Consider the following 22930-nt stretch of genomic DNA (forward strand, 5'->3'; position numbering starts at 1 on the left):
GCAGTTCGCCAACAGGTCAGCCGGGACGAGCCTGGCCAGCGCTGGTACCGGCGGGTCGACGCCCGGCGGGTGCACGACCGCCCAGCCGTGGAAGCTGATGGTGGCCGGCGGGATCGGGAACAGCAACGACAGCACCCCACCGCGCCGGACCGGTACGGTGACCGCGATCTGGCCGATCGCAGGGATCTGCAACGCTTTCCAGCTCTTCGGCGCGACCGCGACGTACAGCCGGCCCGAACCGGCTGCGTAGCCGACTCCGCTCGATCGCGGCCGGCCGCCCGGCGTCACGTAGCTCATCACCGCGAACGACGCGCGGGCGAGCTGCCTCCAGACCTCGGCCCGGCTCGGCTCGCTCCGCACCCGCTTGGTTGCTCCGACTGTCGACGTCATCATCTCTCCTCAACGGCACGATCCGGTCCGCGGACAGCCCAGCGCCGGACTCGGCCTGCGCGGTCACCAGGACGGCAGCACCTCGGTCGGCGGCTTCCCGCAGCAGGACGGGGAGCACGCGACGGGCCTCGTCGTCCAGCTCGGTCATCGGGTCGTCCAAGACGACCAGCTCGGGTTCGTGCATCAGCGCCTGGACGATGCCGAGCCGCCGGAGCTGGCCGCGGCACAGCTGCGCCATCGGACGATCGAGCTCCAGGCCGATCCGGTCAGCGAGCAGCTGGGCGTACGCCGTGGTGCAGCCTCGGACTGCCGCGCAGATGTCCAGCACGTCGCGCGAGGTCAGCGAGCCCATGGTCTCCAGATCCTTCACCAGGTAGCCGATCCGCCCCTTCAGGTCGGCCATGACAGGAGCCGCGCCCAGGACGTGGACCGAGCCGGCGGCTGTCAGCTCGCCGACGACCACGCGGCTGACAGTGCTCTTCCCGGACCCGTTCGGGCCGGTCAGCACGACCACCTCGCCGTACCGCACCACCAGATCCGTGAACCGCGCGCCGTACGCCGACGCACCGGTCAATCGCACCGCCTCGTCCAAGCGCCCCATCGTGCTCATCACAGCCTCCTGTCGATTGGTTCGAGTCTCCGTCTCCCGCTGTGACTCGCACCACAGACGTCCGGCCCGACCCCGGCCGACAGAAGTCCCCGGACAAGCACGCCGCAGTGCGGCTGAACTCCCGACCGCTCACGGACCGTAGGACCTGCTCGATCCGGGCCGGTCGGCCCTGAAGACAGTCACGTACCAGAGCGACGCTGAGGGTATGGGCACCTCACTTCCGGGCCCGGACAGGCCGGACCGGCATCGTCGCAGGCACATCGCGCTCGTGGTCGTGTCGGTCGTTGTCACGGTCGCACTCGCGGTCACCGCGACCGCGATCATCACGAAACGCCAGGACACGGCAGGCGGTCCTGCGAGTCCCGTCGTACCGACCGAAACTGTCACCAGCACGGTGACGCCCAAGCCGACCACCACGCGTCCGAGTAGCGCCCCGCCGAGCACCCGAACTCCGACCACTCGAGAGCCGAGTGCCGTTGACGCGCTCGCACCGTTCTTCGCCGCCGCCAGGACGCTCGACGGCCGGCTCCGCAGCGCGGCATCCGCCATCAACTCCAGCGGCCCACCCTGGCCCGCCGTCACGTCCAGGACAGCTCGGCTCGTGACCGCCGCGGACCTGCGACCGGTCGCCCGCACGATTCCGTCCGGGCTGCCGGCAGACCTCCGGACCGCGGCGATCCTGATCTACAGCGACCTCGCCTCGCGTCGGTACGCCCTGCAATCCTTCGCCTTCGCCGGGCCGCTCCAGCCCCGGACGACTGCCGACCTGCTGCGTGAACTCGGCAACGGCCACGCCGCCGCGAACCGCTTCCAGCGGGACCTCGCGGCCACCAAGTCCCTGGCAAGCGAAACGCCACCGATCAGCGTGGTGCCGAGGAGCTCCCGCCAGACGGCCGAGACGCTGCTGCTGGTCCAGTACGTCAACGGTCTCAACGGCGGTTGCGACAGCCGCGGCGGTGCCGTCGTCACCACACTGCCGCCGATCGTCTGGCACCACGAGGAAGCCGAACCGCACCGCGACGGAACCATCGGCGGTGTCTTGTTCACCGCCGACCTCGACTCGCACGACGAGTGGCACGTGGAACTGTCCGCCTGCTGAACCCTAGGAGTGTCTGATGTCCAAGAAGGTACTTGTCACCTACGCAACGAAGATGGGCGCGACCGCCGGCATCGCGGCCGCCGTCGGGTCCGAACTCCGAGCTGCCGGACTACAGGTCGACGTCCAGGAGCTGGGCGCGGTCCAGGCCGTGACGCCGTACGGTGCCGTCGTCCTGGGCAGCGCGATCTACGAGGGTCAGTGGCGCCCCGAGGCGGTCCGCTTCCTCCGGCGGCACGAACGCCAACTCCGCAACCGGCCCGTCTGGCTCTTCCACTCGGGCCCGATCGGCCCGAGCCGGCACCAGGAGCAGCCCGTCCCACCCGACGTCGCCCGCCTCGCTCGCCTCATCCAGGCACCTCCGGTCAAGACCCTCGCCGGTGAACTCCAAGCAGACGCCGTGACACACCACCGAGACCTCGAACGCCTGGTCGGCGACTCCCGCGACTGGCAGGAGATCCGCGCCTGGGCCCACCAGATCGCCACAACACTCGAACCCACCCGGCAACCCACCTGACGACAGCTGTCACACGCCGAAGAGCTCCTCGTCCGGGCGTGGCCAACGGTTGCCGGTCAGGTCCGCTGGGTACCGATCTCGCGCAGTGTGGCGGCGAGCAGCCGATGGACGTGCCGGTCCGTACCCATCCCGTTGTGCGTGCCGCCGACCTCGATGTGCTCGGCGGCAGGGTCGAGGCACGAGCGCCAGTCGACGACCGCGTCCTGCCGTGAGTACATCGACACGAACGGCAGACCGGCAGGCCAGGGCGACTCGAGCAAGGCGCTGGTCCGTTCCGCGCAGCCACCGGTGAGGCAGTCCGCGGTCAGCAACCACGGCCAGGCGCAGACGTTCAGACGAGCCATCAGCGTGACCTGACTGACCAGCGCCTGCGTGGTCGCGAGCTGGTGCAGCAGCGGCGACGCCAACGTGACCACGCCGGCCAGCAGATCCGGTCGCCGGACCGCCAGCATCCGGCACAACGTGCCGCCCCGGCTCTGCCCGACCAGCGCCACCGGGCGGCCCGCATCGTCGACGGCCTGCTGAAGGCGGCGTTCGAGCAGCTCGAGATGCATCTCGGTACACCCCGAGTTCAGCGGCATCCCGCTCGTGAAGGTCGCATGCCCGGAGCGGCGAAGGTGTCGCGCCAGCGGGATCATCGACCAGTCGCCGGTCAAGAACCCGGGAACGGTGAGTACCGGAACCGGCGCCGACCGGCGGGCATCCACGGCCGGAACCCGCGGGCCCACGGCTTGGACATACCCCAGCCAGCCAAGCATCTCTCGCCGGCGCAGCGCGGCCGGCGGGTTGAACGGCTCCCAGCTTCCTACAGTGGCCATAGCTCCCACACTCCTCTTCGCAGTGTAGGCACTCCTGGCCCCGATGGGCTGTCAGCTGGTGAGTCTGCGTTGGTGGACGATCGAGGCGAGGCCGAGCATCGCCGTCGCGAAGGCCGCGAGTACGGCGAGGTCGGTGGCGATGTCGGCGAGGCCGCCGTCCCGTGACAGGACGGTGATCCAGGCGTCGATCGCCCAGGCATGCGGGGTGGCGTGCCCGAGCGTCTGGACCGCGTCCGGGACGATCTCCAGCGGCCACATGCAGCCGCCGAGCATCGCGAACGCGATGCCGATCACCGGGCCGATCGCGGACGCCTGGTCCGGTGTCTTGAACAGCGCTCCGCTGAGCATGCCGGCGCCCGTACCGACCAGCGCCCAGGTGCCGATCAGCGCGACGGCCGCGAGCGAGTTGCCCCAGCTGACACCGAACAACAACGCACCGACACCGACGATCAGGATCGACTGCAGCACCGCGAAGGTCAGATAGCACAGCGTCTCCCCCAGCACCAGACTGCGCACGCGGATCGGCGCGGCCTGGGCCCGGGAGTAGATGCCCAGCTGCCGGGTCTGGATGATCGAGGCGCCGCCGGCCAGCGCGTTGATGAAGACGAACAGCACGAGCATCGTCGGCGCGCTGTAGCTGAAGCCGAGCGGCAGGTAGTCACTCCCGGTGGCGACGTTCTCGGTGCTGATCCCGATCCGTGGCGTCACCCGTTGCACCGCGGTTGCCCTAGGCAACTGCTCGGCCGTGGTCGTCCCCGTCGTCCGGGCCGCGAACGCCGCCGCCTGGACTCGTTCCGCATGCCGGGCCACCGCGGCCGCGACAGCAGAACGTACGGCGCTCTGCGTCGACTCCGCGCCACCCGCGAGCACCGGGATCCGCACGTCCTGACCACCGAGCAGGTCCGCGTCCAAGCCTGCTGGAACCAGTACGACCGCGTCGATCTCTCCGCGGCGCAACGCCGTACGAGCCGTCGACTCGTCGGCCAGGGTGTGCAGCGGCCCGACCGACTTCAGCTCGTCGACCAGGCTGGTCGCCAGCGGCGGACCCGAGATCTGGCTCGCCAGCACCCCGATCCGGAAGCCACCCGGATTCTGGACGACGGTGCCGATGACGGTGATGATGACGACGGGCAGCACCACGATGAAGAACAGCGCGGTCCGGTCCCGCAGTATCCGGCGCAACGAGACACCCGCAACAGCCAGCGCGGCTCTCATGCCGGCCTCCTTTGTCCGACGACCGCGGCGATCGTCCCCAGCAGCGCCGCCATACCGAGAATGACCAGCACCGGGACGATCGCGCTGGTCGCGCCGGCCCCGGTCGCGAGGTCGGTGAACCCGCGCAACGCCCACCCGTTCGGCGTCAGCAAGGCGAGCCGCCGCAGCATCTCCGGCGCCTGGCTGAGCAGCACGAAGTTGCCGCCGAGCAGGAGCAGCACGAACGTGACGATCGTCGCCAGCCCGTCGGCCTGGCGTTCCGTCCGCGCGATCGCGACGACCAGTGCCGTCAACGCCACCAGGACCGCCGAGAACGCGAGGATCAGTGCGAGGGCCGCGGCCGGCGGCCCCCACTCGGCATCGAACGCCAACGACGAAACGATCGCCAGCGTGCCCAGACTGACGACGCTGTAGACGAACGCGGCGAGCGATTTGCCGAGCAGTACGACGCCACGCGTCACCGGCGCCGCACCGATCCGCTCCAGCGTCCCGGTGCGTTGCTCGGTGAAGTAGTCCCGCGCGGTGAAGCCGATCGCGAAGAGCACGAACATGATCCCCATCGCGGGTGCGTAGTAGCTCGCGGTCCGCAACTGGCGATACCCGGTCGGCTGGGCCTGCACCGATTCGGGCAGCTGCAGGTTCGCCACGGCAGCGGCGAGCTCCGCGGCACGACTTTCCGGGAACCCAGCGGCCAGCGCGGTGGTCACGGACAGCCGGTCCGCGTTGAGCTGGGCGACGTACGCGTCGGCGACGGCACGTGCCACCTGTGCCTGCAGCGGCTCGTCCGGATTACCCAGCACCCGGAGGCCGATTGGCTTGTCACCGACCGCCGCCGCGCTGAAGCCCGCCGGAATGATCAGCCCGGCGCCGGCGTCGCCGGCGTCCACCATCCTGCGCGCCTCGGCGTCGTCGGCGGCGTCCCGGACTGTCAGTACGTCGGACAGCTCCGGACCGGTCAGCGCCCCGCGCAGCGCGACGGCGATCTGACCCCGGTCGTTGTCCACCAAGGCGATATCGGCGTGGAAGGACTCCACACCGGAGAACGCGAAACTCATCAGAGCCGCGACCGCCACGGGCGCGACGAACCCCAAGACCAGTGCCGACCGGTCCCGGAAGCGCTGGCGCAGATCCTTGGCCGCGATCACGAATGCCGCGAACATGCTCACTCCCGCAACGCCGTACCGGTCAGATGCAGGAAGACCGCCTCGAGATCGGGCTCGTCCACCTCCACCGACCGCAGCGACAGTCCGGACCGCTCAGCGGCCTCCAGTACGCCGGGCAGCAACCGCCGGCCGTCCGCAGCCAGCAACTGCACCTCTCCGTCCTTCACATCCGCGCGGTCGACGCCCGCCAGGTCCCGGCAACGATCCGCCAGCACTCCCAGGTCACCGGCGGCGGACAACGTAATGCGGTCCCGTTCACCGAGCTTGGCGACCAGCTCCCGACGGGTGCCCTCGGCAACCAGCTTGCCGTGGTCGATGATGCCGACCCGGTCACACAGCCGCTCCGCTTCCTCCATGTAGTGCGTCGTGTAGAGGACGGCCATCCCCGTCGCGCCGAACGACCGCACGCTCTCCATCACGGCGTGCCGGCTCTGCGGATCGACTCCGACGGTCGGCTCGTCGAGGACCAGCAGGGTCGGCTCGTGCAGCAGCCCGGCGCCGATGTTCAGGCGCCGCTTCATCCCGCCCGAGAACGACTCCACCCGGTCGGTGGCCCGGTCCGACAGCCCGATCAGCTCGAGCACCTCGCCGACGCGCCGGTTCAGCGGCGTACCGCGCAGTCCGTAGAGCCGACCGAAGAACCGCAGGTTCTCCCGTGCCGTCAGGTCCGGGTACAGCGCGATCTCCTGGGGAACGTACCCGATGCGGCGCTTCGCCGCGGTCGACGTCGTACCCACCGGCGTACCCGCGATCCGGACCTCGCCGGCGTCCGCGCGCAGCAGGCCACAGACCAGGCGGATCGTCGTCGTCTTCCCGGCACCGTTCGGCCCGAGCAGACCGTAGGTCTCCCCCGGCGCGACCTCGAAACTGACGTCGTCGACAGCAACCCGCTCCCCGAACCGCTTCCCGAGACGGGACGCCGCCAGCACAGGAACAGTGCTCTCGGCCATCTGCGCAGCCTCCCTTCACGCTCCATACTCCGGACGTGCACCGCACGATCGCCAGGGTCGTCCAGTCCCGTCTCGACAGGCACTTCAGCCCTGGCCGAGGCTGCGGACCTGGCCGGCTCACCTGACCTGGACGGGCATCGTGGTCAGGGCGCATTCGATCCAGGTCGTGCCAGGGGTGAGCAGCAGCGGCTTGCCGTCGGCCGTGGTGAACTCGAACGGTTCGTTCACGGCGCCCTTGCTCCACCGGCCGCTGACCACCTTGCCGCCGGTGAAGAGCTTCAGCGTCCCGGAGGCGTCGAAGACGTCGAGAATCGTCATCGTGGGCTTGGCCTTCGGGAAGCTGGTGTCCCGCTGGGCGGTGAGTACGACGATGTTGTCGGCGGCCACCTGACCGTTGCCCTCGATCAGGTGCGGTGACCACTTCTCGGCGCGAACCCATCGGTGCGACGCCGCGTCGTAGGTCCAGGTCGCCGTCGCGGATCCGCCGTACGCGATGGTGACCGAGGCCGCCCGAGTACCGGACCGCTGGGCGGTCGACTGGTTCAGGCCGGCCGCGTAGCTGAAGTACGGCGACGGTGGGGCCTTGCGATCGCTCAGCCGCAGGAGTTCGCCGGGGCGCGCGAACACGTGGTTCGGCGCGCGCCTGGTGTCGTCGAGACGGTAGGTCCCGGACGGCACCCGCAGGCTGCCCAGATTGTCGAGGTCGGCGACCCGGTCGACGTACTCCAGGACCCAGCGATCGGCCATCGTGTCGGCGATGATGCCCTTGGTGGGTCCGATCAGCGCCGCGTCCATCGGCCGCAGCGAACGCACCGGACCGACCTGAGCCGGCAGCTTGGAGTGGAAGATCGCCGCGAGCCGCGTGGTGCCACCGGTGATCGGCTCGACGAACACGATGTCGGCGTCACCCAGCCCGCGCTGCGGATGCGCGTCGGGGGTGTTCGAGATCTTGACGGTGACGGCCGGCCGCTTGAGCGCGTCCTTGGCCGGCACGCCGGTCAGGGGCGCGCGGCCGGCCATGTCCACCGGACCTTCGCCGGCCGGCGCAGTGGGTGTTCCGGCCGGCGGCACCGGTTCGTCGTCACCCCTCCAGAGGGAGAACCCGACGCCGGCGGCGACCAGTGCCACCACCACGACGGCGGCCGGTACCAGTCGCGCCCGACGGCCCGACAGCCACTGCAGCGCACGACGAATACGGTTCATACGTCGAGCTTCGCGGTCGGTCGTTCGCCCGGCCAGCGACCAAAGCCCCGTCGTCGCCGTCCAACAGACCTGCGCGAGTCGTCCAGGACCCATGCCCCGCCGGACTCGGGACTTTCGACCCGGTGCCCGGAGCGCCGTCCTCACCTGTGAGCGCTACCAGCACCGGAAGACCCGGATTCACAGGGCCTCACGGACGGCGCCGGACCTCCGGCGAAGGCTGGATGGCGGGGGCCGACATCGTGTCGTCGTACATCCACGTGAGTCGGTTGTCGACGCCGACCACGCCGTCCACCTCGGCCGTCAGCTTCTCGGCGAGTTCGGCGGTGCTGTGCCGGTCGACCTCGCCGGACAGCGTCACGACGCCGTCCTGGACGGCGAGCTCGATGCCGAACGGGTCGTCCCACAGGGCGTGGACGACGACCTCTCGCCGGACTCGCTGCAGGAGGCGGTCGTCGGGCTCGAGGAACGCCTTCAGCAGGTCGGACCGGGTCACGATGCCGGTCAGCACCTCGCCGTCGGTCACCACCAGCCTGGTGATGCCGCGGGCCGCCATCAGTCTGGCCGCTTCGGGGATCGTCGCGGTCTGGTCGATCGTCACCGCGGGACGCGACATCAGCTCGCCGACCCGCAGGCCCGCGGCCCTCGAACGGGCCTGGTGCTGCCGCCAGCGCAGCGCCCACGGGAGCCGGCGTGCGCCCTGGAACTCCTCCTTGCGGATCAGGTCCGTCTCGGACACCACCCCGCCGACGCCGCCGTACGCGTTGATCACCGGCACGGCGGTGATGTGGTGCGCGGCCAGCAACGCCACGACTTCTTTGTACGGCGTGTCCTCCGTGACCGTGATCACGTCACGCGTCATCACATCGGACACCTTCAGCGGATGCCTCATGACTCCTCCAGCACAGTCGGTTGTCATCACAACCGAACGCCACCGGCGCCGGGGCCCACAGGGTCCGACTCCTCCCGCAGCCTGGTCCGAAGGTCCCTACTCGGACCGGATCGACGGGCCCGAGCCGGCCATGCCGGCCTGGCGGATCAGGTCGGACACCAGGTCCTGGGCCTGGCCGATCGTCTCCTCGAGGATCTTGAGGCCGTCCTCGGTCCGGCCGGCCTCCAGGGCCCAGCGCGCCGCCGCCATCCCCTGCACCAGCGAGTCGTTGATCTCGATCGCCTCGCGGTACAGCAGCGCCCCTGACTCCAGCCGGCGGCGCTCCTCGTCAGCACTACGCAGCCGCTCCGACGCGTCGCCGAGCAGGCCTCCGAGCAACACCTGGGGAACGCACAGCGAGATCCAGCCCACCAGGCTCAGGTCGGTGGCCGTCGCGACGACCCAGGCCACCACCATCACTACGGCCACTGCGCCTGCCGCGAGACCGGCGCGCCGCCCGAACGCGACGGCGATCAGGGCGACCGGAAGCGTGAACAGCAGTGTCGACGCGTCGGTGGCGTCGCCGTCGAGCAGGCGCAGGAGCCACACCGAGGCGAACAGCGCCGCCCCGACACACAGCACAGGCACGGGATGGCGCCGGAACCAAGGCTCCCGCGCGAATTGTGCCGATCTACTGCCGAACAAGCTCATCTGCCCAGCGTGCTGCAGCACCCACCACCGGCACAGAGGCCGAAGGTCACCCGCTGCGTGGACATGTTCCCCGGCCGGGAGGTCCCTGTGGTCCGGGACTTTCGGCCCTACTGCCCGCCGGGCGGCTCCGGCGACAGTGGCCATACGCGGCTTGAAAGGCACTTCGATGACCATGGCACATCACTTCGATCACTCACGCCTCGAGATCGTGAACCGGTCCGAGTGTCTTCGGCTGCTGCGTTCCGTGCCCGTCGGACGGCTCGTGCACACCAACGGCGGTCTGCCCGCGGTCCGGCTGGTCAACTTCCTCCTGGACGGCGACACCATCGTGTTCAGCACCGGGCGCGGCGACAAGTTCCGCGCCGCCGAGCGCGGCGACGTGGTCGCCTTCGAGGCCGACGAGGTGGATGTCGACCGGCACGTCGGATGGACGGTCACCGCGATCGGTCATCTGTCCGTGGTCAGCGACGAGGAGGCCGCCGAGCTGCGCCATACCCTGCCGGTGCGCTCCTGGCTGCCGATCGAGGACGCCCGGCTCGTCCGGGTGGGCGTCGAGTCCGTGCACGGGAGGCGTCTCGTGCCCTGGGGAAAGAGGCCACGCGAAGGCGGCTAGACCGGAAGGAGCTTCCCATTGCCCGAACCATTCCCTAGGCTGGGCGAGTGGCGGGCGACTCACCTGTGGGACGAGGGACCTGGGACGAGGGGGCGCTGGAATATGCCGGCTTGTCTCGGGTACGTCTTGACGCCCTGTTGCAGGAGCTGCTCGGCCGCGTCGACGAGATCATGGAGTACCAGGAGCGGCTGCGGGCGCTCCTGGACGCCGTCGTCGGTATCGCTGCGGACCTGGACCTGAACAGCACCCTCGACCGCATCGTCTCGGCGGCCTGTGAGCTGGCCGGCGCGCAGTACGGCGCGCTCGGCGTCGTCGGCGCGGACGGCAAACGGCTGGTCCGGTTCATCACCCACGGCGTGACCCACGAGCAGATCGCCGCCATCGGCCCGTACCCGGAGGGGCACGGCATCCTCGGTCTGCTCATCGAGCACCCGGAGCCGCTGCGGATGCACGATCTCGCCGAGCACCCCCGGTCGTACGGCTTCCCGTCCAACCATCCGCCGATGAAGAGCTTCCTCGGTGTCCCGATCCGGACCCGGGAACATGCCTACGGCAACCTTTACCTGACCGAGAAGACCGGCGGCGCCGACTTCACCGAGGACGACGAGCGCACGGTCACGGCGCTGGCCGCGGCGGCCGGAGTGGTGATCGACAACGCCCGGCTGTACGCCGACACCGAGCAACGCCGGCGCTGGCACGAGGTGAACGCCGAGATCACCCAGCTGATGCTCGGCGAGTTCGACGCCGACCAGGCCCTGCAGCTGATCGCGCAGCGCTCGCGCGAGATTTCCCGGGCGCATGTCTCCGCAATACTCATCACCGACGGCGACGAGCTGGTCGTGCGCGCGGTCGACGGGCCGGCGGACTACGGCCGGTACGTCGGCCGCCGGGTTCCGGCCGGCCTTCCGATCCTGGGCCAGGTCGTCGCCGACGACGGCCAGGTCGTCATCCTCGAGGACCTCGCACAGGTCCTCAAGGACGCGGGCGGTGCGACCGAGTTCCCGGAGGGTGCGGTGCTCGGCCGGACGACCATCGCTCCGCTGCCGGCCGGCGGCGCCGACACCGGCGGCATGCTGATCGTGGCGCTGGAACAAGGCGCGAACAACCGGGTGGCCGACGGGGCCGATCTGGTCCGGATGTTCGCCGGCCAGGCCACGCTCGCGCTCGAGCGGGCCCAGGCGCAACGCGACCGCGACATGCTCGCCGTCCTCGAGGACCGCGACCGGATCGCCCGGGATCTGCACGACCTCGTCATCCAGCGCCTGTTCGCGACCGGCCTGCAGCTGCAGGGTATGCACCGGCTGGCCCGCCCCGAGCACCAGGAGCGACTCGGCCGGGCGGTCGAAGACATCGACACCACCATCCACGACCTGCGAGCTGCGATCTTCGAACTGCAGCAGGCACCGGACTCCAGTTCGCTGCGCAGCGACCTCCAGACGCTCGTCTCGGAGTACGCCGAAGGGCTCGGGTTCCGTCCCCGGCTGACCGTGACCGGCCCGCTCGACACCGGCGTTCCGGCATCGGTCCGGCCGCAGATCCTCGCCGTCGTCCGGGAATCGCTGTCCAACGTCGTCCGGCACGCCCACGCCTCGCAGGTGAAGGTCGAGGTGACGGTCGGGTCGGGCCAGGTGGTCACGCGGGTCTCGGACGACGGCACCGGCATCGGGCCCAGCACCCGGCGCAGCGGTCTGCGCAACCTGACCGAACGCGCGCAGTCGCTCGGCGGCACGGTCCAGATCGGCGCCAACGACCCGCAAGGCACCGTGGTGGAGTTCAGCGCACCGACTGACTAACGGCCTGCCAGATCGGGACTCTTGCCCGCGGCGCAGCCTGCCGTCCTCCGGCGAAGCTGGAGTCGGAGGTGGACACCGTGTCTGATCAACTGCCGAAGGCGCATCTCGAGGTACTGCTCGCGGCGGCCGTGGCCGCGCCGAGCATGCACAACACCCAGCCGTGGCGGTTCGAGGTCGAGGGTCACGTGATCGACGTGTACCTGGACGGCTCCCGCACGCTGCCCGCCGAGGACCCGACCGGTCGCGCGATGCGGATCGCCGCCGGCGCCGCCACCTTCAACCTGCGGTGCGCGGCCGAAAACCTCGGGTACGGCACCTGGTTCGGGCTGGCGCCGTACCCGAGAGAAGAACCCGACCTGCTCGCCCGGATCGTGCTCGAACCCACCGCCGCCCGGGACGAGGAACTCCGCGACCTCGCGGTCCAGATCCCCTACCGCCACACGGACCGGAATCCGTCCGACGCGATCCCGGTCGCCGAGGACGTCCGCGTACGGCTCCTGCGGGCGGCGTTCGCCGAGGGCGCCGAGCTGACCTGGCTGGGCGAGGACGAGGTCCGCGCCGTTCTCGACCTGATCCTCGACACCGACCTGCGCGAGATCCACGACTGGCAGCGACGCGCCGAACGCGCGCACTGGGTCGGCGGCCAGCGCCCCGGCGACGGCGTACCGAGTTCAGCGCTGGGCCCGCGGTCCGCCGGCTATCCCGCCGCGGTCCGTGATCTCGGCACCCGGCCGAACGACCGGCTGCGCTCCGAGCGGGCCTTCGAGGAACACCCGGACCTCGCCGTACTCTCCACCGACTACGACGAGCCCGCCGACCAAGTGGCGGCCGGCGCCGCGCTCGAGCGGGTCCTGCTCGCCGCGACCCGGGACGGGGTCAGCGCCTCGTTCCTGAACCAGCCGCTCGAGTACGACGACCTGCGCCGCAAGGTCCAGCGTCTGACCGGGCACCCGGGCCACCCCCACATGATCATCCGCTTCGGCCACAGCCGGTCCCACACCGGGACCGCCCGCCGCCCGGTCGAAGACTTCCTCCCCAAGGAGCCGTCATGACCACACTGCGTCAGGAGATCGACCGGTGGGAGGCCGATCTCACCGACATCGCCGAGACCAGCCGGACCGACAACTGGTTCCTGGAGGAACGCCGCCTGGCCGAGGCCCAGCACACGCTGGTCGCCTTCCGCGGCCGCATTCTGCCGATCCTCACCACCGACCAGGCCCACGACGCGATCGTGGTCGACGAGATCGTGCAGCTCCTCGACGTCCTTGAGGACCTTCGCAACGACCTGTTCCGCACCGTCCACCCCACCGACTCGCACCGCAGGATCGCGGAGACGGTCGCGGCGATCCGGGCGCTCACCACCGTGGCGCTCCGCTTCGACCGAACCGCCGTACGATGACCGCCCTCTGATCAGTCTTCGCGCAGCCGGCGGGCGTGCCAGTCGGGCTCGGGGACGGCCGGGGTCAGGCGCATCCGTACGTCGACCGCGAAGGCGCCGGACGGGCCGGCGACCAGCGGGTTGATGTCCAGTTCGGCCAGCTCCGGGACCTGTTCGGCCAGCCACGCGATCCGGTGGATGACATCCAGAACCGCGGCCTGGTCGGCAGCGTCCGCGCCGCGGTAACCGGCCAGCAGCGGCGCGCACCGCAGGGAGCGCACCATGTCGGCCGCATCCAGGTCCGTGAGCGGCAGGCCGCGCCACTGCCGGTCGGCCAGCAGATCGGTGAGCGTTCCGCCGCTGCCGGCCATCACGAGGGGCCCGAACAGACGGTCCCGCACCGTGCCGATGACCAGTTCGGTCCCGCTCGGCGCCATGGCCTGGACGACCACGTGCGGATCCCCGGCAGCCGAGGTGACCTCTTCGTACGCCTTGCCCAGCTGCACGGCATTCGCCAGGCCGATCCGCACGCCACCGATGTCGGTCTTGTGCACGACACCGGGCGCGGCGGTCTTCAACGCGACCGGGTACCCGGCCTGCTCCGCTGCCGCGATCGCCTCCGCGCGAGACGACGCCGTCGCCACCGGTATCACCGAGATCCCGGCCCGCCGCAGCAGCTGGTTCGCTTGCCGCGGGTCGACCCAGCCGCCGTCGGGCGACTGCTCGAAGTACCGCCGTACGACTCCGCGGGTTCCTGCCGTGTCAACACGACTCAACTCCGGTACGACGCCCTGCGGCCGCGCACGCCACTCGGCATACCGAAGGGCGTGGGCCAGGGCGCGCACGGCGCTCTCCGGGAACGCGAACACCGGCAGCCGGCGCCCGTCCGGCAGCGCGATCTCCGGGGTGGCGTGCGGCGAACCGACACAGTTCACGACGATCGGCAGCTCGGCGGGCGCCGCCGCGGCCGCGATCGTGGCGTAGATGTCCTCGACGCGGCCGGCTCTGGTCACGGCGTAGTTCACAACGATGCTGTCGATCTCACCACTGTCCATGATCACCTGCAGCGCCTGGGCCAGGCTCGTCGGCGAGGCGGCCGCTCCGAGATCCACGGGGTTCCCGGTCGCTACCGCACCGGCTTCCTCCAGCCGGTGTTGCACGCTCTCACTCAGTTCGGGCAGCTCGAGTCCCAGCCGGCCGGCGGCATCGGCCGCGAGGATCCCTGCACCGCCCGCGTTCCCGACCACGGCGAGCCGGCGGCCGCGCGGCAACGGCGGAACCGCCAGCACGCGGGCGGTCTCGACGAGCTCCTCGATGGTGTCCATCCGCAGGACGCCGGACTGCGCGAACAGCGCGTCCACCGCGGTCTCCGGCGTCGCCGCCGCGGCCGTGTGCGACGCACCGGCGCGCCGGCCACCCGCCGAGCGGCCGCCCTTCACGATCAGGATCGGTTTCGTGCGGCCGATCATCCGGGCCAGTCCACCGAACTTGCGCGGGTTCCCGAACGACTCCAGGTACAGCCCGATCACCGCGGTCCGTTGGTCGCCCCACCAGTGCAGCAGGACGTCGTTGCCGCTGACATCGACCTTGTTGCCGAGGGAAACGAATTCGGAGATACCCAGTCCGGTCCGGCCGGCATGCTCCAGCACAGCGATTCCGACCGCGCCGGACTGCGCCGCGATGGCGAGTACGCCGGGGCTGGGCGAGACCTCGGCGAACGTCGCGTTCAGGCTGATCTCCGCGGCGGTGTTGACCAGGCCCAGGCAGTTCGGGCCGATCAGCCGGATGCTGTGCCGGCGCGCGACCGCGAGCATCTCACGCTGCAACTCACGACCGGCCGCGCCGAGCTCGGAGAACCCCGCCGTCAGTACCACCGCTCCCCCGGCACCCGCCGCGCCACACTGCGCCAGTACATCGGCCACCTGCTCGGCCGGAACCGCGATCACGGCGAGGTCGACCGTGTCCGGCACCGCGCCGATCGACGGGTACGCCGCGACACCGGCGATCACCGAGGCGTGCGGGTTCACGGCGTACGTCGTACCGGTGAAGCCACCGCTGACGATGTTCCGCAGTACCTCGTGGCCGATGCCGCCAGGCGTGCGACCGGCGCCGATCACGGCGACCGTCCGGGGCGCGAACAGGCGTTGCAGAGAACGGTTCTCGGCCGCCCGCTCGCGGTCGGCCATCTTCTCCAGGGTCAGTGGATGGTACGCCGTGTCGAGCACCAGCTCGACCACGCCGCTGTCGAGCCTGCGGACCTGCTCGAACCCGGAATCGGCGAGCACCCGAAGCATCTTGGCGTTCTCGCCGAGCGTGTCGGCGCGCAGTCGCTGGATGCCGTTCTCCCGGGCCGTCGCGGCCAGCTGCTCGAGCAGCAGCGTCCCAATGCCCTTGCCGTGCACCGAGTCCTGCAGCAGGAAGGCCATCTCGGCCTCGCCACTGCGCAGGTTCTCGTAGCTCGCGATCCCCACGACATCGCCGGCGTGCTCCGCGACGAGCGCGACATGACCGTCGTGCTCGGTGGCGAGGTGATCGGTGTACTCGTCGGCCATCATCCGGTTGATGCCGAAGAACCGCAGGTAGATCGATTCGTCCGACACGCGGCTGTTCATGGCCCGCAGGGCCGGCTCGTCGTCCACGCGCACCGGCCGGATCCGCACCACCGACCCGTCCGACGCCAGTACGTCCCAACCCGCACCCGGCTGCTCCACGACCGTCATCCCGGCTCCTTTCGACACTCCGTCCAGCTCACCGCAGCTTGGGCCGGCCGAGCTAGTGCCGTTGGTCCCGAGGCCCGGGACCTTCGGCTCTGAGACATCAGCGCGTGTCGCTCGTCGCAGCCGTCGGCGCTACGGCGGCGCGGCCCGCCTCGAGACGTGCTACCGGAACGCGGTACGGGGAGCACGAGACGTAGTCCAGCCCCGCCTCCGCGAAGAAGGCGATGGACGCCGGGTCGCCGCCGTGCTCGCCGCAGACGCCGATGACGAGGTCCGGATTGCCCGTGCGGCCTTCGGTGACGGCGAGGCGGACCAGCCTGCCGACGCCCTCGACGTCCAGCGACTCGAACGGCGACACCGCGAAGATGCCAGCGTCGAGGTAGCGGGGGAAGATCGACGCCTCGACATCGTCGCGACTGAACGCCCACGTCAGCTGCGTGAGGTCGTTGGTGCCGAAGGAGAAGAAGTCGGCGGAGTGGGCGATCCGTTCGGCACCCAGCGCCGCCCGTGGTACCTCGATCATCGCGCCGATCCGGGTCGGGACCAGGCCACCGGTGCGCGCAGCCACGTCGGCGAGAACGCCCTCGATCTCGCGCCGGACGAGCTGCAGCTCCGCCTCGCCGGCCACCAGAGGCACCATGATCTCGGGATGGACGTCCGTCCCTTCCGCCGTCACCTCGGCGGCGGCCTCGGCGATCGCCCTGGCCTGCATGGCGAAGAGGCCTGGGATCACGATGCCCAGCCGGACACCGCGCAGTCCGAGCATCGGGTTGCTCTCGTGCATCCGCCGCACCGCCGCGAGCAGGCGCTCGGCCTCAGGGTCGGGGGTGGCCGTGGCCTGGCCGACGGCCACCCGCACCGACAGGTCGGTCAGGTCCGGCAGGAACTCGTGCAGCGGCGGATCGATCAGCCGCACTGTCACCGGCAGCCCCGCCATCGCCCGGAAGATCATCGCGAAATCCGCACGTTGCAGCTGCAGCAGTTCCTCGAGCACCGCCTGCTGGTCGGCGCTGTTCGCGGCCAGCACCAGCCGCTCGACGAGCTGGCGCCGCTCACCGAGGAACATGTGCTCCGTACGGCAGAGCCCGATGCCCTCCGCCCCGAAGCGGCGGGCACGGGCGGCGTCAGCGGGTGTGTCGGCATTCGCGTGGACGCCCAGGCGCCGGCGAGCATCGGCGTGCCGCAGCAGCCGATCCACGGCGCGAACCAGCTCATCCGTGTCCAGGAGGTCAGTGCGCCCGTCGAAATACTCCACCACCGGTGAGGCGACGACCGGGACCTCGCCGGGATACACGATGCCCGCGGTCCCGTCCACGGACACCAGATCGCCTTCCTCGATCACGGCACCCGCCGCTGTCTCGGCGCGCCGCGCCACCGGGTCCACGGACAAGGTCTCCACCCCGCACACGCAGGTCTTCCCGAGTCCCCGGGCGACGACCGCGGCGTGCGAGGTCTTGCCGCCCCGGGTGGTGAGGATTCCCGCGGACGCCAGCATTCCGGGCAGATCGTCAGGGTTGGTCTCACGCCGTACGAGAATCACGCGCCGGCCATCGGCCGCGAAGCGCTGTGCGGCCGCTGAGTCGAAGGCCGCGTAGCCCACCGCGGCGCCAGGCGAGGCCGCCACGCCATGCGCCAGCTCCGGTACGCCGTGCCGCTCGGCGAACCGCGGAAACATCAGCTGCCCGAGCTGGCCACCGGTGACCCGCAGCAGCGCCTCGTCGAGCGTGATGAGGCCCTCGTCGACCAGTTGCACGGCGATCCGGAAGGCAGCCTCGGCGGTCCGCTTGCCGACCCGCGTCTGCAGGATCCACAGCCGGCCGCGTTCGATCGTGAACTCGATGTCGCACAGGTCCCGGTAGTGCCGTTCCAGCGTCGACATCGCGGTCCGCAGGCGGTCATGGCTGACCAGGTCGATCTCGGCCAGGCGCGCCAGCGGAACGGTGTTCCGAACGCCGGCGACGACGTCCTCGCCCTGAGCGTCCTGAAGATAGTCGCCGTACACACCGGGCTCACCCGACGCCGGGTCCCGCGTGAACGCGACACCGGTGCCACTCTCGGGCCCGCGGTTGCCGAACACCATCGCCATCACGTTGACCGCTGTCCCGAGGTCGTCCGGAATCTGCTCCTGGCGGCGGTACAGCCGGGCCCGGGGCGTGGACCAGGAGCGGAAGACCGCGCGCACCGCCAGGTCGAGCTGCTCCAGCGGGTTCTGCGGGAACGGCCGGCCGGCGTGGTCGGCGATGGTCTGCTTCAGCGCGACACAGGCGCGTTCGATCGCAGCTGCCGGCAGTTCCTCGGGCGTCGCGACGCCCCATTCGGCGTACTCCGTGGACACCGCCGCCTGCAGCAGGTCGTCCGGTACGTCGAGGACTGTGCGCGCGTACATCTGCAGGAGCCGCCGGTAGGAGTCCCAGGCGAAGTGGTCATCACCTGAGTGCTTCGCCAGCCCGTGGACCGACTCGTCGGTCAGTCCGATGTCCAGGATCGTCTCCATCATCCCGGGCATCGAGAACTTCCCACCGGAGCGCACCGAGATCAGCAGCGGGTCATTGGCGTCACCCAGCCGACGACCCATGGCCTGCTCCAGCTCGCGGAGATGCGCGGCGATCTCGTCACCCAGGCCCGCCGGCAGATCGCCGGTCTCGAGATAGGCACGACACGCTGTCGTCGCGATGGTGAATCCGGGCGGGACCGGCAGACCCAGCCGGGTCATCTCGGCGAGATTGGCCCCCTTGCCTCCGAGCAGGTCCTTCTGCTCCATAGAGCCTTCGGCAAAGTCGAACACGTAGCGGCCGGTCGTCGGTAGTTCGGTCATTTGTGCCACCTCCGTGTTCCACGCTCCTTGGCCCAGCGACCGCGTCACAGGGCCAAAGGTCCCGGCCGGCCGTCCTTCGTTGTCAGGGCCAGATGCCTCTGGTGGCACCAGGGCGCACGCGATTCGATGTCTGTGCCATCAATCTCAGCCGGCCAGAGACGAGGAACATCACCTATGCCCAAGAGCGCTTCCCTCTACGAGACCTCCGACCAGGTCTCGGCGTTGAGCGACGCCGAGCTGGAATGCGTGGACGCCTGGTGGCGGGCCGCCAACTACCTGACCATCGGGCAGATCTATCTGATGGCCAATCCGCTGCTGCACAAGCAGCTCACCGCCGCGGACATCAAGCCGCGGCTGCTGGGTCACTGGGGCACGAGTCCTGGTCTGTCGTTCATCTACGCACACGCCTCCAGGCTCATTCGCGAGACCGGCCAGCAGATGCTGTACCTCGCCGGACCCGGTCACGGTGGACCGGCGCTGGTCGCGGCCGGGTACCTCGAGGGCACCTACACCGAGACCTACCCCGCGGTCACCACTGACACCGAGGGGATGCGGCGGCTGTTCCGGCAGTTCTCCGCGCCGGGCGGTATCCCGAGCCATGTCTCGGTGACCACACCGGGCTCCATCCACGAGGGCGGCGAACTCGGCTACGTGCTCGTGCACGCGTTCGGCGCCGTGATGGACAACCCGGACCTGATCGCACTCGCGGTGGTCGGCGACGGCGAGGCCGAGACCGGCCCGTTGGAGGGATCCTGGAAGGGCGTGTCCTTCATCAATCCGGCCCGGGACGGCGCAGTGCTGCCGGTCCTGCACCTCAACGGCGCCAAGATCGCCGGACCGACGGTGCTGGGACGCAAGGATCCGGCCGAGGTCCGGTCCCTGCTCGAAGGTCACGGGTACGACGTCATCGAGGTCGGGGGCGCCGACCTGCCGGGGATGCACCACCGGTTCGCCGCCGCACTCGCCCACGCCTGGGGCCGGATCCGGGCGATCCAGGCCGCGGCGCGAGGTGGCGACTGGGACGGCACCCGGCCACGCTGGCCGCTGATCGTGCTGCGCACCCCTAAGGGCTGGACCGGCCCCGAAATTGTCGACGGAGTGCAGATGGCCGGCACTTACCGAGCTCACCAGGTGCCGCTGGCAACCGTACGGGAGAACCCGGATCACCTGCGCCTGCTCGAATCCTGGCTGCGCTCCTACCGGCCCGAAGAACTGTTCGACGACAACGGGTCACCCACCGAACTGGTCCGTCGAGCCAATCCGGCGGGATCGCTGCGGATGAGCGCGACACCGCATTCCAACGGGGGCCTGTTGATGCGGCCCCTCGAGCTGCCCGACCACCGTCGCTACGCCGTCGACGTACCCGCACCGGCCAGTGTCCGCCTGGAGTCCACCCGCCGTCTCGGCGAACTGCTCCGCGACATCTACCGCACCAATCCCGACCGGTTCCGGCTCTTCTGTCCCGACGAGACCAGCAGCAACCGCCTCGGCGCCGTGTTCGAAGCATCCGATCGCGGCTTCGCCGAGCGGGTGACCGACGCGGACGACCACATCTCCCGCGACGGCAGGGTGATGGAGGTCCTCTCGGAACACAACTGCCACGGATGGCTCGAGGGCTACACGCTGACCGGCCGGCACGGCCTGTTCGCCACCTACGAGGCCTTCGCGATGGTCAGCGCGTCACAGACGATCCAGCACAGCAAGTGGCTCCAGGAGGCCGAGAACCTGCCGTGGCGGGCGCGCGTCCCGAGCCTGAACATCCTGCTGACCTCGACCGCCTGGCGCAACGACCACAACGGATTCAGCCATCAGGGCCCCGGGCTGATCCAGAACGTGATCACCACCCGCGGCACCATCGGCCGTGTCTACCTGCCGCCGGACGCCAACTGTCTGCTGTCGGTCGCCGACCACTGCCTGCGTTCGACGTCGTACGTCAACCTCATCGTGATCGACAAGCAGCCGCAACTGCAGTACCTCACGATCGACGAGGCGGAGGCGCACTGCGCCCGCGGCGCCGGCGTGTGGGCGTGGGCCGGCACCGACGACGGAACCGCCGACCCGGACATCGTGCTGGCGTGCGCCGGCGACGTGGTCACGATGGAGACGGTGGCGGCGGCGCAGATCCTGCGCGAGCGGCTGCCGCACTTCCGGACCCGCGTGGTCAACGTCGTCGACCTGATGTCGCTGGTACGCCACCGCGACCACCCGCACGGCATGGACGAAACCCTGTTCAACGAGTTGTTCACCGACCACGTGGACGTCGTCTTCGCCTTTCACGGCTACCCAGGTGCGGTGCACCAGCTCGTTCACGGGCGTCCGGACGCGGATCGGTTCCGGGTCCGCGGGTTCATCGAGGAAGGCACCACCACGACGCCGTTCGACATGGTCGTACGCAACCGGGTCTCGCGGTACCACCTGGTCATGGACGCGCTGAACAACGCCCGCCGCACACCACCGGGCGCGAGCGATCTGAAGGCCTGGTGCGAGGCACGGCTGGCCGAACACGCGCAGTACGTCGTCGACAACCTGCAAGATCTGCCCGACATTCGAGACTGGGTCGTCAGTGGAGGACGCCATGAGTAGCAACACGATCGTCGTCGGCATCGACGGCCGGGACGACTGCGAGAACGCGATCCGCTGGGGTGCGGCCGAAGCAGCCGGGCGAGGCGGTCAGCTGCACCTGGTGCACGCCTTCGTGTGGGCCGAGTTCAAGGTGCCGCTCGGGGCCAGTGACGTCGCACCGGGACTCCGGGCGCAGGCCGACCGGATCATCGCGGCCGCCGTTGAACTGGCCCGGAAGTTCGAGCCAGGGCTGACCGTGACGGGCCACCGCGTCGACGGCTTCCCGTCCGCCGTACTGCTGGCGGAGTCGCGGGACGCCGACCTGATCGTGATCGGCAGCCGCGTCACCGGACGCCTGCTCGGGCTCGTCGTCAGTTCGTCGGGCACCGAGCTGTCCGCACATGCGCACTGCCCGGTGGTCGTCGTACGGCCCACCGAGGACGCGCTCGCCGGGAGCCGGGTCGTCATCGGGTACGACGGCTCGCGGCCCGCCGACGCCGCGGTCGACTTCGGACTCGACTACGCACGTCGGCACGGGCTGACCGCCCGGATCGTCGCTGTCCTGGACGACTTGGACGACGACGACCACGACCTCCTGGCCGGTGTTCGCGAGCACGCCCTCGCGGACGACACGGAGCTGATCGAGGTCACCGGTCATCCGTCGGAGCTGCTGCTCGAGTGGTCCGCCGACGCGCAACTGCTCGTGGTCGGATCGCGGGGACGCGGAGGATTCGCCGGTCTCGTGCTCGGATCGGTGAGCCAGACGATGCTGCACCAGTCGTCCTGCCCGGTCGCGGTCATCCCGCACGCCGCCATCGAAGGTCCCGCGTAGCCGGGGCGTTCGGCACTTCCGCCTCGACGGCGCGGCTGATGTGCTTGGAGCGATCGAAGGAGGTCCCGATGTCCAAGAAGGTACTCGTTGCCTACGCAAGCAAAGCGGGCGCGACCGCCGGCATCGCCGGGGCGATCGGCACCGAGCTCACGGCGCGCGGGCACGACGTCGACGTCCTCGACGTCAACCGGGTCAAGAACGTCACGCAGTACGACGTGGTGATCCTCGGCAGCGCGCTGTACATCCGCCGGTGGCGCAGGGACGCCGTACGGTTCCTCCGCCACAACGCCGACGCGCTCCGCGGGCGTCAGGTCTGGCTGTTCCACAGCGGTCCTGTCGGTCCGGACAAGGACCAGGCTCAGGACATGCCGCCGGCCGTACGCCGTCTCGCGCAAGACATCGGGGCAACGCCCGCGGTGACGTTCGCGGGCAGCCTCGAACCGGACACCGCCAGAGGCTTCCTGGCTCGACGCCTCGCCAGCAGCGACCTCGCCGGCGACTCCCGCGACTGGACCAAGATCCGCGCCTGGGCAACCGGCATCAGCACCGCCGTCGAGGCCCCCGAACACAGCACCAACCATCGTCCCGCGACCACGCGGTCCCGCAAGCACGCGACCCGGCCCCCGGCCGGTCACTTCCTCGGCTGAGTCCCCGATGACGACGGCGCCCGCTGTGTCGT

19 protein-coding genes are annotated in these 22930 nt (G+C 70.2%); 9 read left to right on the forward strand and 10 right to left on the reverse strand.

Going from position 1 to position 22930, the window contains the following annotated elements; genetic code table 11:
• Positions 1-16 precede the first annotated feature (16 nt).
• Complete coding sequence (locus tag E0H50_RS44670; protein ID WP_131296574.1) at positions 17-1000, reverse strand: ATP-binding cassette domain-containing protein; 984 nt, start codon at positions 998-1000, stop codon at positions 17-19.
• A 205-nt stretch (positions 1001-1205) separates the two neighbouring features.
• Between E0H50_RS44670 and E0H50_RS41005 the strand changes: the two genes are divergently transcribed.
• A complete protein-coding gene (locus E0H50_RS41005; RefSeq protein WP_131296575.1) occupies positions 1206-2099 on the forward strand; it encodes a hypothetical protein in 894 nt (297 codons plus the stop codon).
• 16 nt (positions 2100-2115) lie between these two features.
• Positions 2116-2613 carry a flavodoxin domain-containing protein gene (locus E0H50_RS41010; RefSeq protein ID WP_131296576.1) on the forward strand — a complete coding sequence of 166 codons (498 nt, stop codon included), beginning with the start codon at positions 2116-2118 and terminating at the stop codon, positions 2611-2613.
• Between the two features lie 56 nt (positions 2614-2669).
• On the opposite strand, the gene E0H50_RS41015 is transcribed toward E0H50_RS41010, so the two are convergent.
• The 7 genes from E0H50_RS41015 to E0H50_RS41045 form a co-directional block, all read right to left on the reverse strand.
• Entirely contained in the window at positions 2670-3431 is a 762-nt protein-coding gene (locus E0H50_RS41015) for an esterase/lipase family protein (RefSeq protein ID WP_131296577.1), read from the reverse strand.
• 51 nt (positions 3432-3482) lie between these two features.
• Positions 3483-4646, reverse strand: a complete 1164-nt coding sequence (locus tag E0H50_RS41020) for an ABC transporter permease (RefSeq protein ID WP_131296578.1) — start codon at positions 4644-4646, stop codon at positions 3483-3485.
• Complete coding sequence (locus E0H50_RS41025) at positions 4643-5806, reverse strand: ABC transporter permease (RefSeq protein WP_131296579.1); 1164 nt, start codon at positions 5804-5806, stop codon at positions 4643-4645. Before E0H50_RS41025 ends, E0H50_RS41020 begins: the two co-directional genes overlap by 4 nt.
• 2 nt (positions 5807-5808) lie before the next feature.
• The gene (locus E0H50_RS41030) at positions 5809-6759 is read right to left on the reverse strand and encodes an ABC transporter ATP-binding protein (RefSeq protein ID WP_131296580.1); all 951 of its coding nucleotides are present in this window, start codon (positions 6757-6759) and stop codon (positions 5809-5811) included.
• A gap of 117 nt (positions 6760-6876) precedes the next feature.
• Positions 6877-7962 carry a DUF3048 domain-containing protein gene (locus E0H50_RS41035; protein ID WP_165547471.1) on the reverse strand — a complete coding sequence of 362 codons (1086 nt, stop codon included), beginning with the start codon at positions 7960-7962 and terminating at the stop codon, positions 6877-6879.
• A gap of 187 nt (positions 7963-8149) precedes the next feature.
• Positions 8150-8851 (reverse strand): CBS domain-containing protein, encoded by a 702-nt coding sequence (locus E0H50_RS41040; RefSeq protein WP_165547472.1) that lies wholly within the window; start codon positions 8849-8851, stop codon positions 8150-8152.
• Positions 8852-8947: 96 nt separating this feature from the next.
• Positions 8948-9541: a hypothetical protein gene (locus tag E0H50_RS41045; protein ID WP_131296583.1), complete on the reverse strand. Its 594-nt coding sequence runs from the start codon at positions 9539-9541 to the stop codon at positions 8948-8950.
• 166 nt (positions 9542-9707) lie between these two features.
• Here E0H50_RS41045 and E0H50_RS41050 point away from each other — a divergent pair, with 166 nt between their 5' ends.
• The 4 genes from E0H50_RS41050 (at position 9708) to E0H50_RS41065 (ending at position 13346) form a co-directional block, all read left to right on the forward strand.
• Positions 9708-10154, forward strand: coding sequence for a pyridoxamine 5'-phosphate oxidase family protein (locus tag E0H50_RS41050; RefSeq protein WP_202868562.1), 447 nt, complete (start codon positions 9708-9710; stop codon positions 10152-10154).
• Between the two features lie 110 nt (positions 10155-10264).
• Complete coding sequence (locus E0H50_RS41055; protein ID WP_202868563.1) at positions 10265-11947, forward strand: GAF domain-containing sensor histidine kinase; 1683 nt, start codon at positions 10265-10267, stop codon at positions 11945-11947.
• Positions 11948-12024: 77 nt separating this feature from the next.
• Complete coding sequence (locus E0H50_RS41060) at positions 12025-12999, forward strand: Acg family FMN-binding oxidoreductase (RefSeq protein WP_131296584.1); 975 nt, start codon at positions 12025-12027, stop codon at positions 12997-12999.
• Positions 12996-13346, forward strand: a complete 351-nt coding sequence (locus tag E0H50_RS41065; protein ID WP_131296585.1) for a hypothetical protein — start codon at positions 12996-12998, stop codon at positions 13344-13346. The genes E0H50_RS41060 and E0H50_RS41065 overlap by 4 nt, the downstream gene beginning before the upstream one ends.
• 11 nt (positions 13347-13357) lie before the next feature.
• On the opposite strand, the gene E0H50_RS41070 is transcribed toward E0H50_RS41065, so the two are convergent.
• Both E0H50_RS41070 and ppdK read right to left on the reverse strand, forming a co-directional pair.
• A complete protein-coding gene (locus E0H50_RS41070) occupies positions 13358-16045 on the reverse strand; it encodes a bifunctional acetate--CoA ligase family protein/GNAT family N-acetyltransferase (RefSeq protein ID WP_131296586.1) in 2688 nt (895 codons plus the stop codon).
• 97 nt (positions 16046-16142) lie between these two features.
• Entirely contained in the window at positions 16143-18857 is a 2715-nt protein-coding gene (ppdK, locus tag E0H50_RS41075) for a pyruvate, phosphate dikinase (protein ID WP_131296587.1), read from the reverse strand.
• A gap of 174 nt (positions 18858-19031) precedes the next feature.
• Here ppdK and E0H50_RS41080 point away from each other — a divergent pair, with 174 nt between their 5' ends.
• The 3 genes from E0H50_RS41080 (at position 19032) to E0H50_RS41090 (ending at position 22898) form a co-directional block, all read left to right on the forward strand.
• Entirely contained in the window at positions 19032-21440 is a 2409-nt protein-coding gene (locus E0H50_RS41080) for a phosphoketolase family protein (protein ID WP_131296588.1), read from the forward strand.
• Positions 21433-22251 (forward strand): universal stress protein, encoded by an 819-nt coding sequence (locus tag E0H50_RS41085; RefSeq protein ID WP_131296589.1) that lies wholly within the window; start codon positions 21433-21435, stop codon positions 22249-22251. The genes E0H50_RS41080 and E0H50_RS41085 overlap by 8 nt, the downstream gene beginning before the upstream one ends.
• Before the next feature lie 68 nt (positions 22252-22319).
• On the forward strand, positions 22320-22898 hold the full coding sequence (locus tag E0H50_RS41090) for a flavodoxin domain-containing protein (protein WP_131296590.1): 579 nt from the start codon (positions 22320-22322) through the stop codon (positions 22896-22898).
• The last annotated feature ends 32 nt before the right edge of the window (positions 22899-22930 follow it).

Origin of the sequence: Kribbella sindirgiensis (assembly GCF_004331435.1) — a bacterium.
GTDB classification, from domain to species: Bacteria; Actinomycetota; Actinomycetes; order Propionibacteriales; family Kribbellaceae; genus Kribbella; species Kribbella sindirgiensis.

Coding starts and splice junctions, on each gene's coding strand:
- E0H50_RS44670 (WP_131296574.1), bottom strand. CDS start 1,000: ATGAGCACGATGGGGCGCTTGGACGAGGCGGTGCGATTGACCGGTGCG.
- E0H50_RS41005 (WP_131296575.1), top strand. CDS start 1,206: ATGGGCACCTCACTTCCGGGCCCGGACAGGCCGGACCGGCATCGTCGC.
- E0H50_RS41010 (WP_131296576.1), top strand. CDS start 2,116: ATGTCCAAGAAGGTACTTGTCACCTACGCAACGAAGATGGGCGCGACC.
- E0H50_RS41015 (WP_131296577.1), bottom strand. CDS start 3,431: ATGGCCACTGTAGGAAGCTGGGAGCCGTTCAACCCGCCGGCCGCGCTG.
- E0H50_RS41020 (WP_131296578.1), bottom strand. CDS start 4,646: ATGAGAGCCGCGCTGGCTGTTGCGGGTGTCTCGTTGCGCCGGATACTG.
- E0H50_RS41025 (WP_131296579.1), bottom strand. CDS start 5,806: ATGTTCGCGGCATTCGTGATCGCGGCCAAGGATCTGCGCCAGCGCTTC.
- E0H50_RS41030 (WP_131296580.1), bottom strand. CDS start 6,759: ATGGCCGAGAGCACTGTTCCTGTGCTGGCGGCGTCCCGTCTCGGGAAG.
- E0H50_RS41035 (WP_165547471.1), bottom strand. CDS start 7,962: ATGAACCGTATTCGTCGTGCGCTGCAGTGGCTGTCGGGCCGTCGGGCG.
- E0H50_RS41040 (WP_165547472.1), bottom strand. CDS start 8,851: ATGAGGCATCCGCTGAAGGTGTCCGATGTGATGACGCGTGACGTGATC.
- E0H50_RS41045 (WP_131296583.1), bottom strand. CDS start 9,541: ATGAGCTTGTTCGGCAGTAGATCGGCACAATTCGCGCGGGAGCCTTGG.
- E0H50_RS41050 (WP_202868562.1), top strand. CDS start 9,708: ATGACCATGGCACATCACTTCGATCACTCACGCCTCGAGATCGTGAAC.
- E0H50_RS41065 (WP_131296585.1), top strand. CDS start 12,996: ATGACCACACTGCGTCAGGAGATCGACCGGTGGGAGGCCGATCTCACC.
- E0H50_RS41070 (WP_131296586.1), bottom strand. CDS start 16,045: ATGACGGTCGTGGAGCAGCCGGGTGCGGGTTGGGACGTACTGGCGTCG.
- ppdK (WP_131296587.1), bottom strand. CDS start 18,857: ATGACCGAACTACCGACGACCGGCCGCTACGTGTTCGACTTTGCCGAA.
- E0H50_RS41080 (WP_131296588.1), top strand. CDS start 19,032: ATGCCCAAGAGCGCTTCCCTCTACGAGACCTCCGACCAGGTCTCGGCG.
- E0H50_RS41085 (WP_131296589.1), top strand. CDS start 21,433: ATGAGTAGCAACACGATCGTCGTCGGCATCGACGGCCGGGACGACTGC.
- E0H50_RS41090 (WP_131296590.1), top strand. CDS start 22,320: ATGTCCAAGAAGGTACTCGTTGCCTACGCAAGCAAAGCGGGCGCGACC.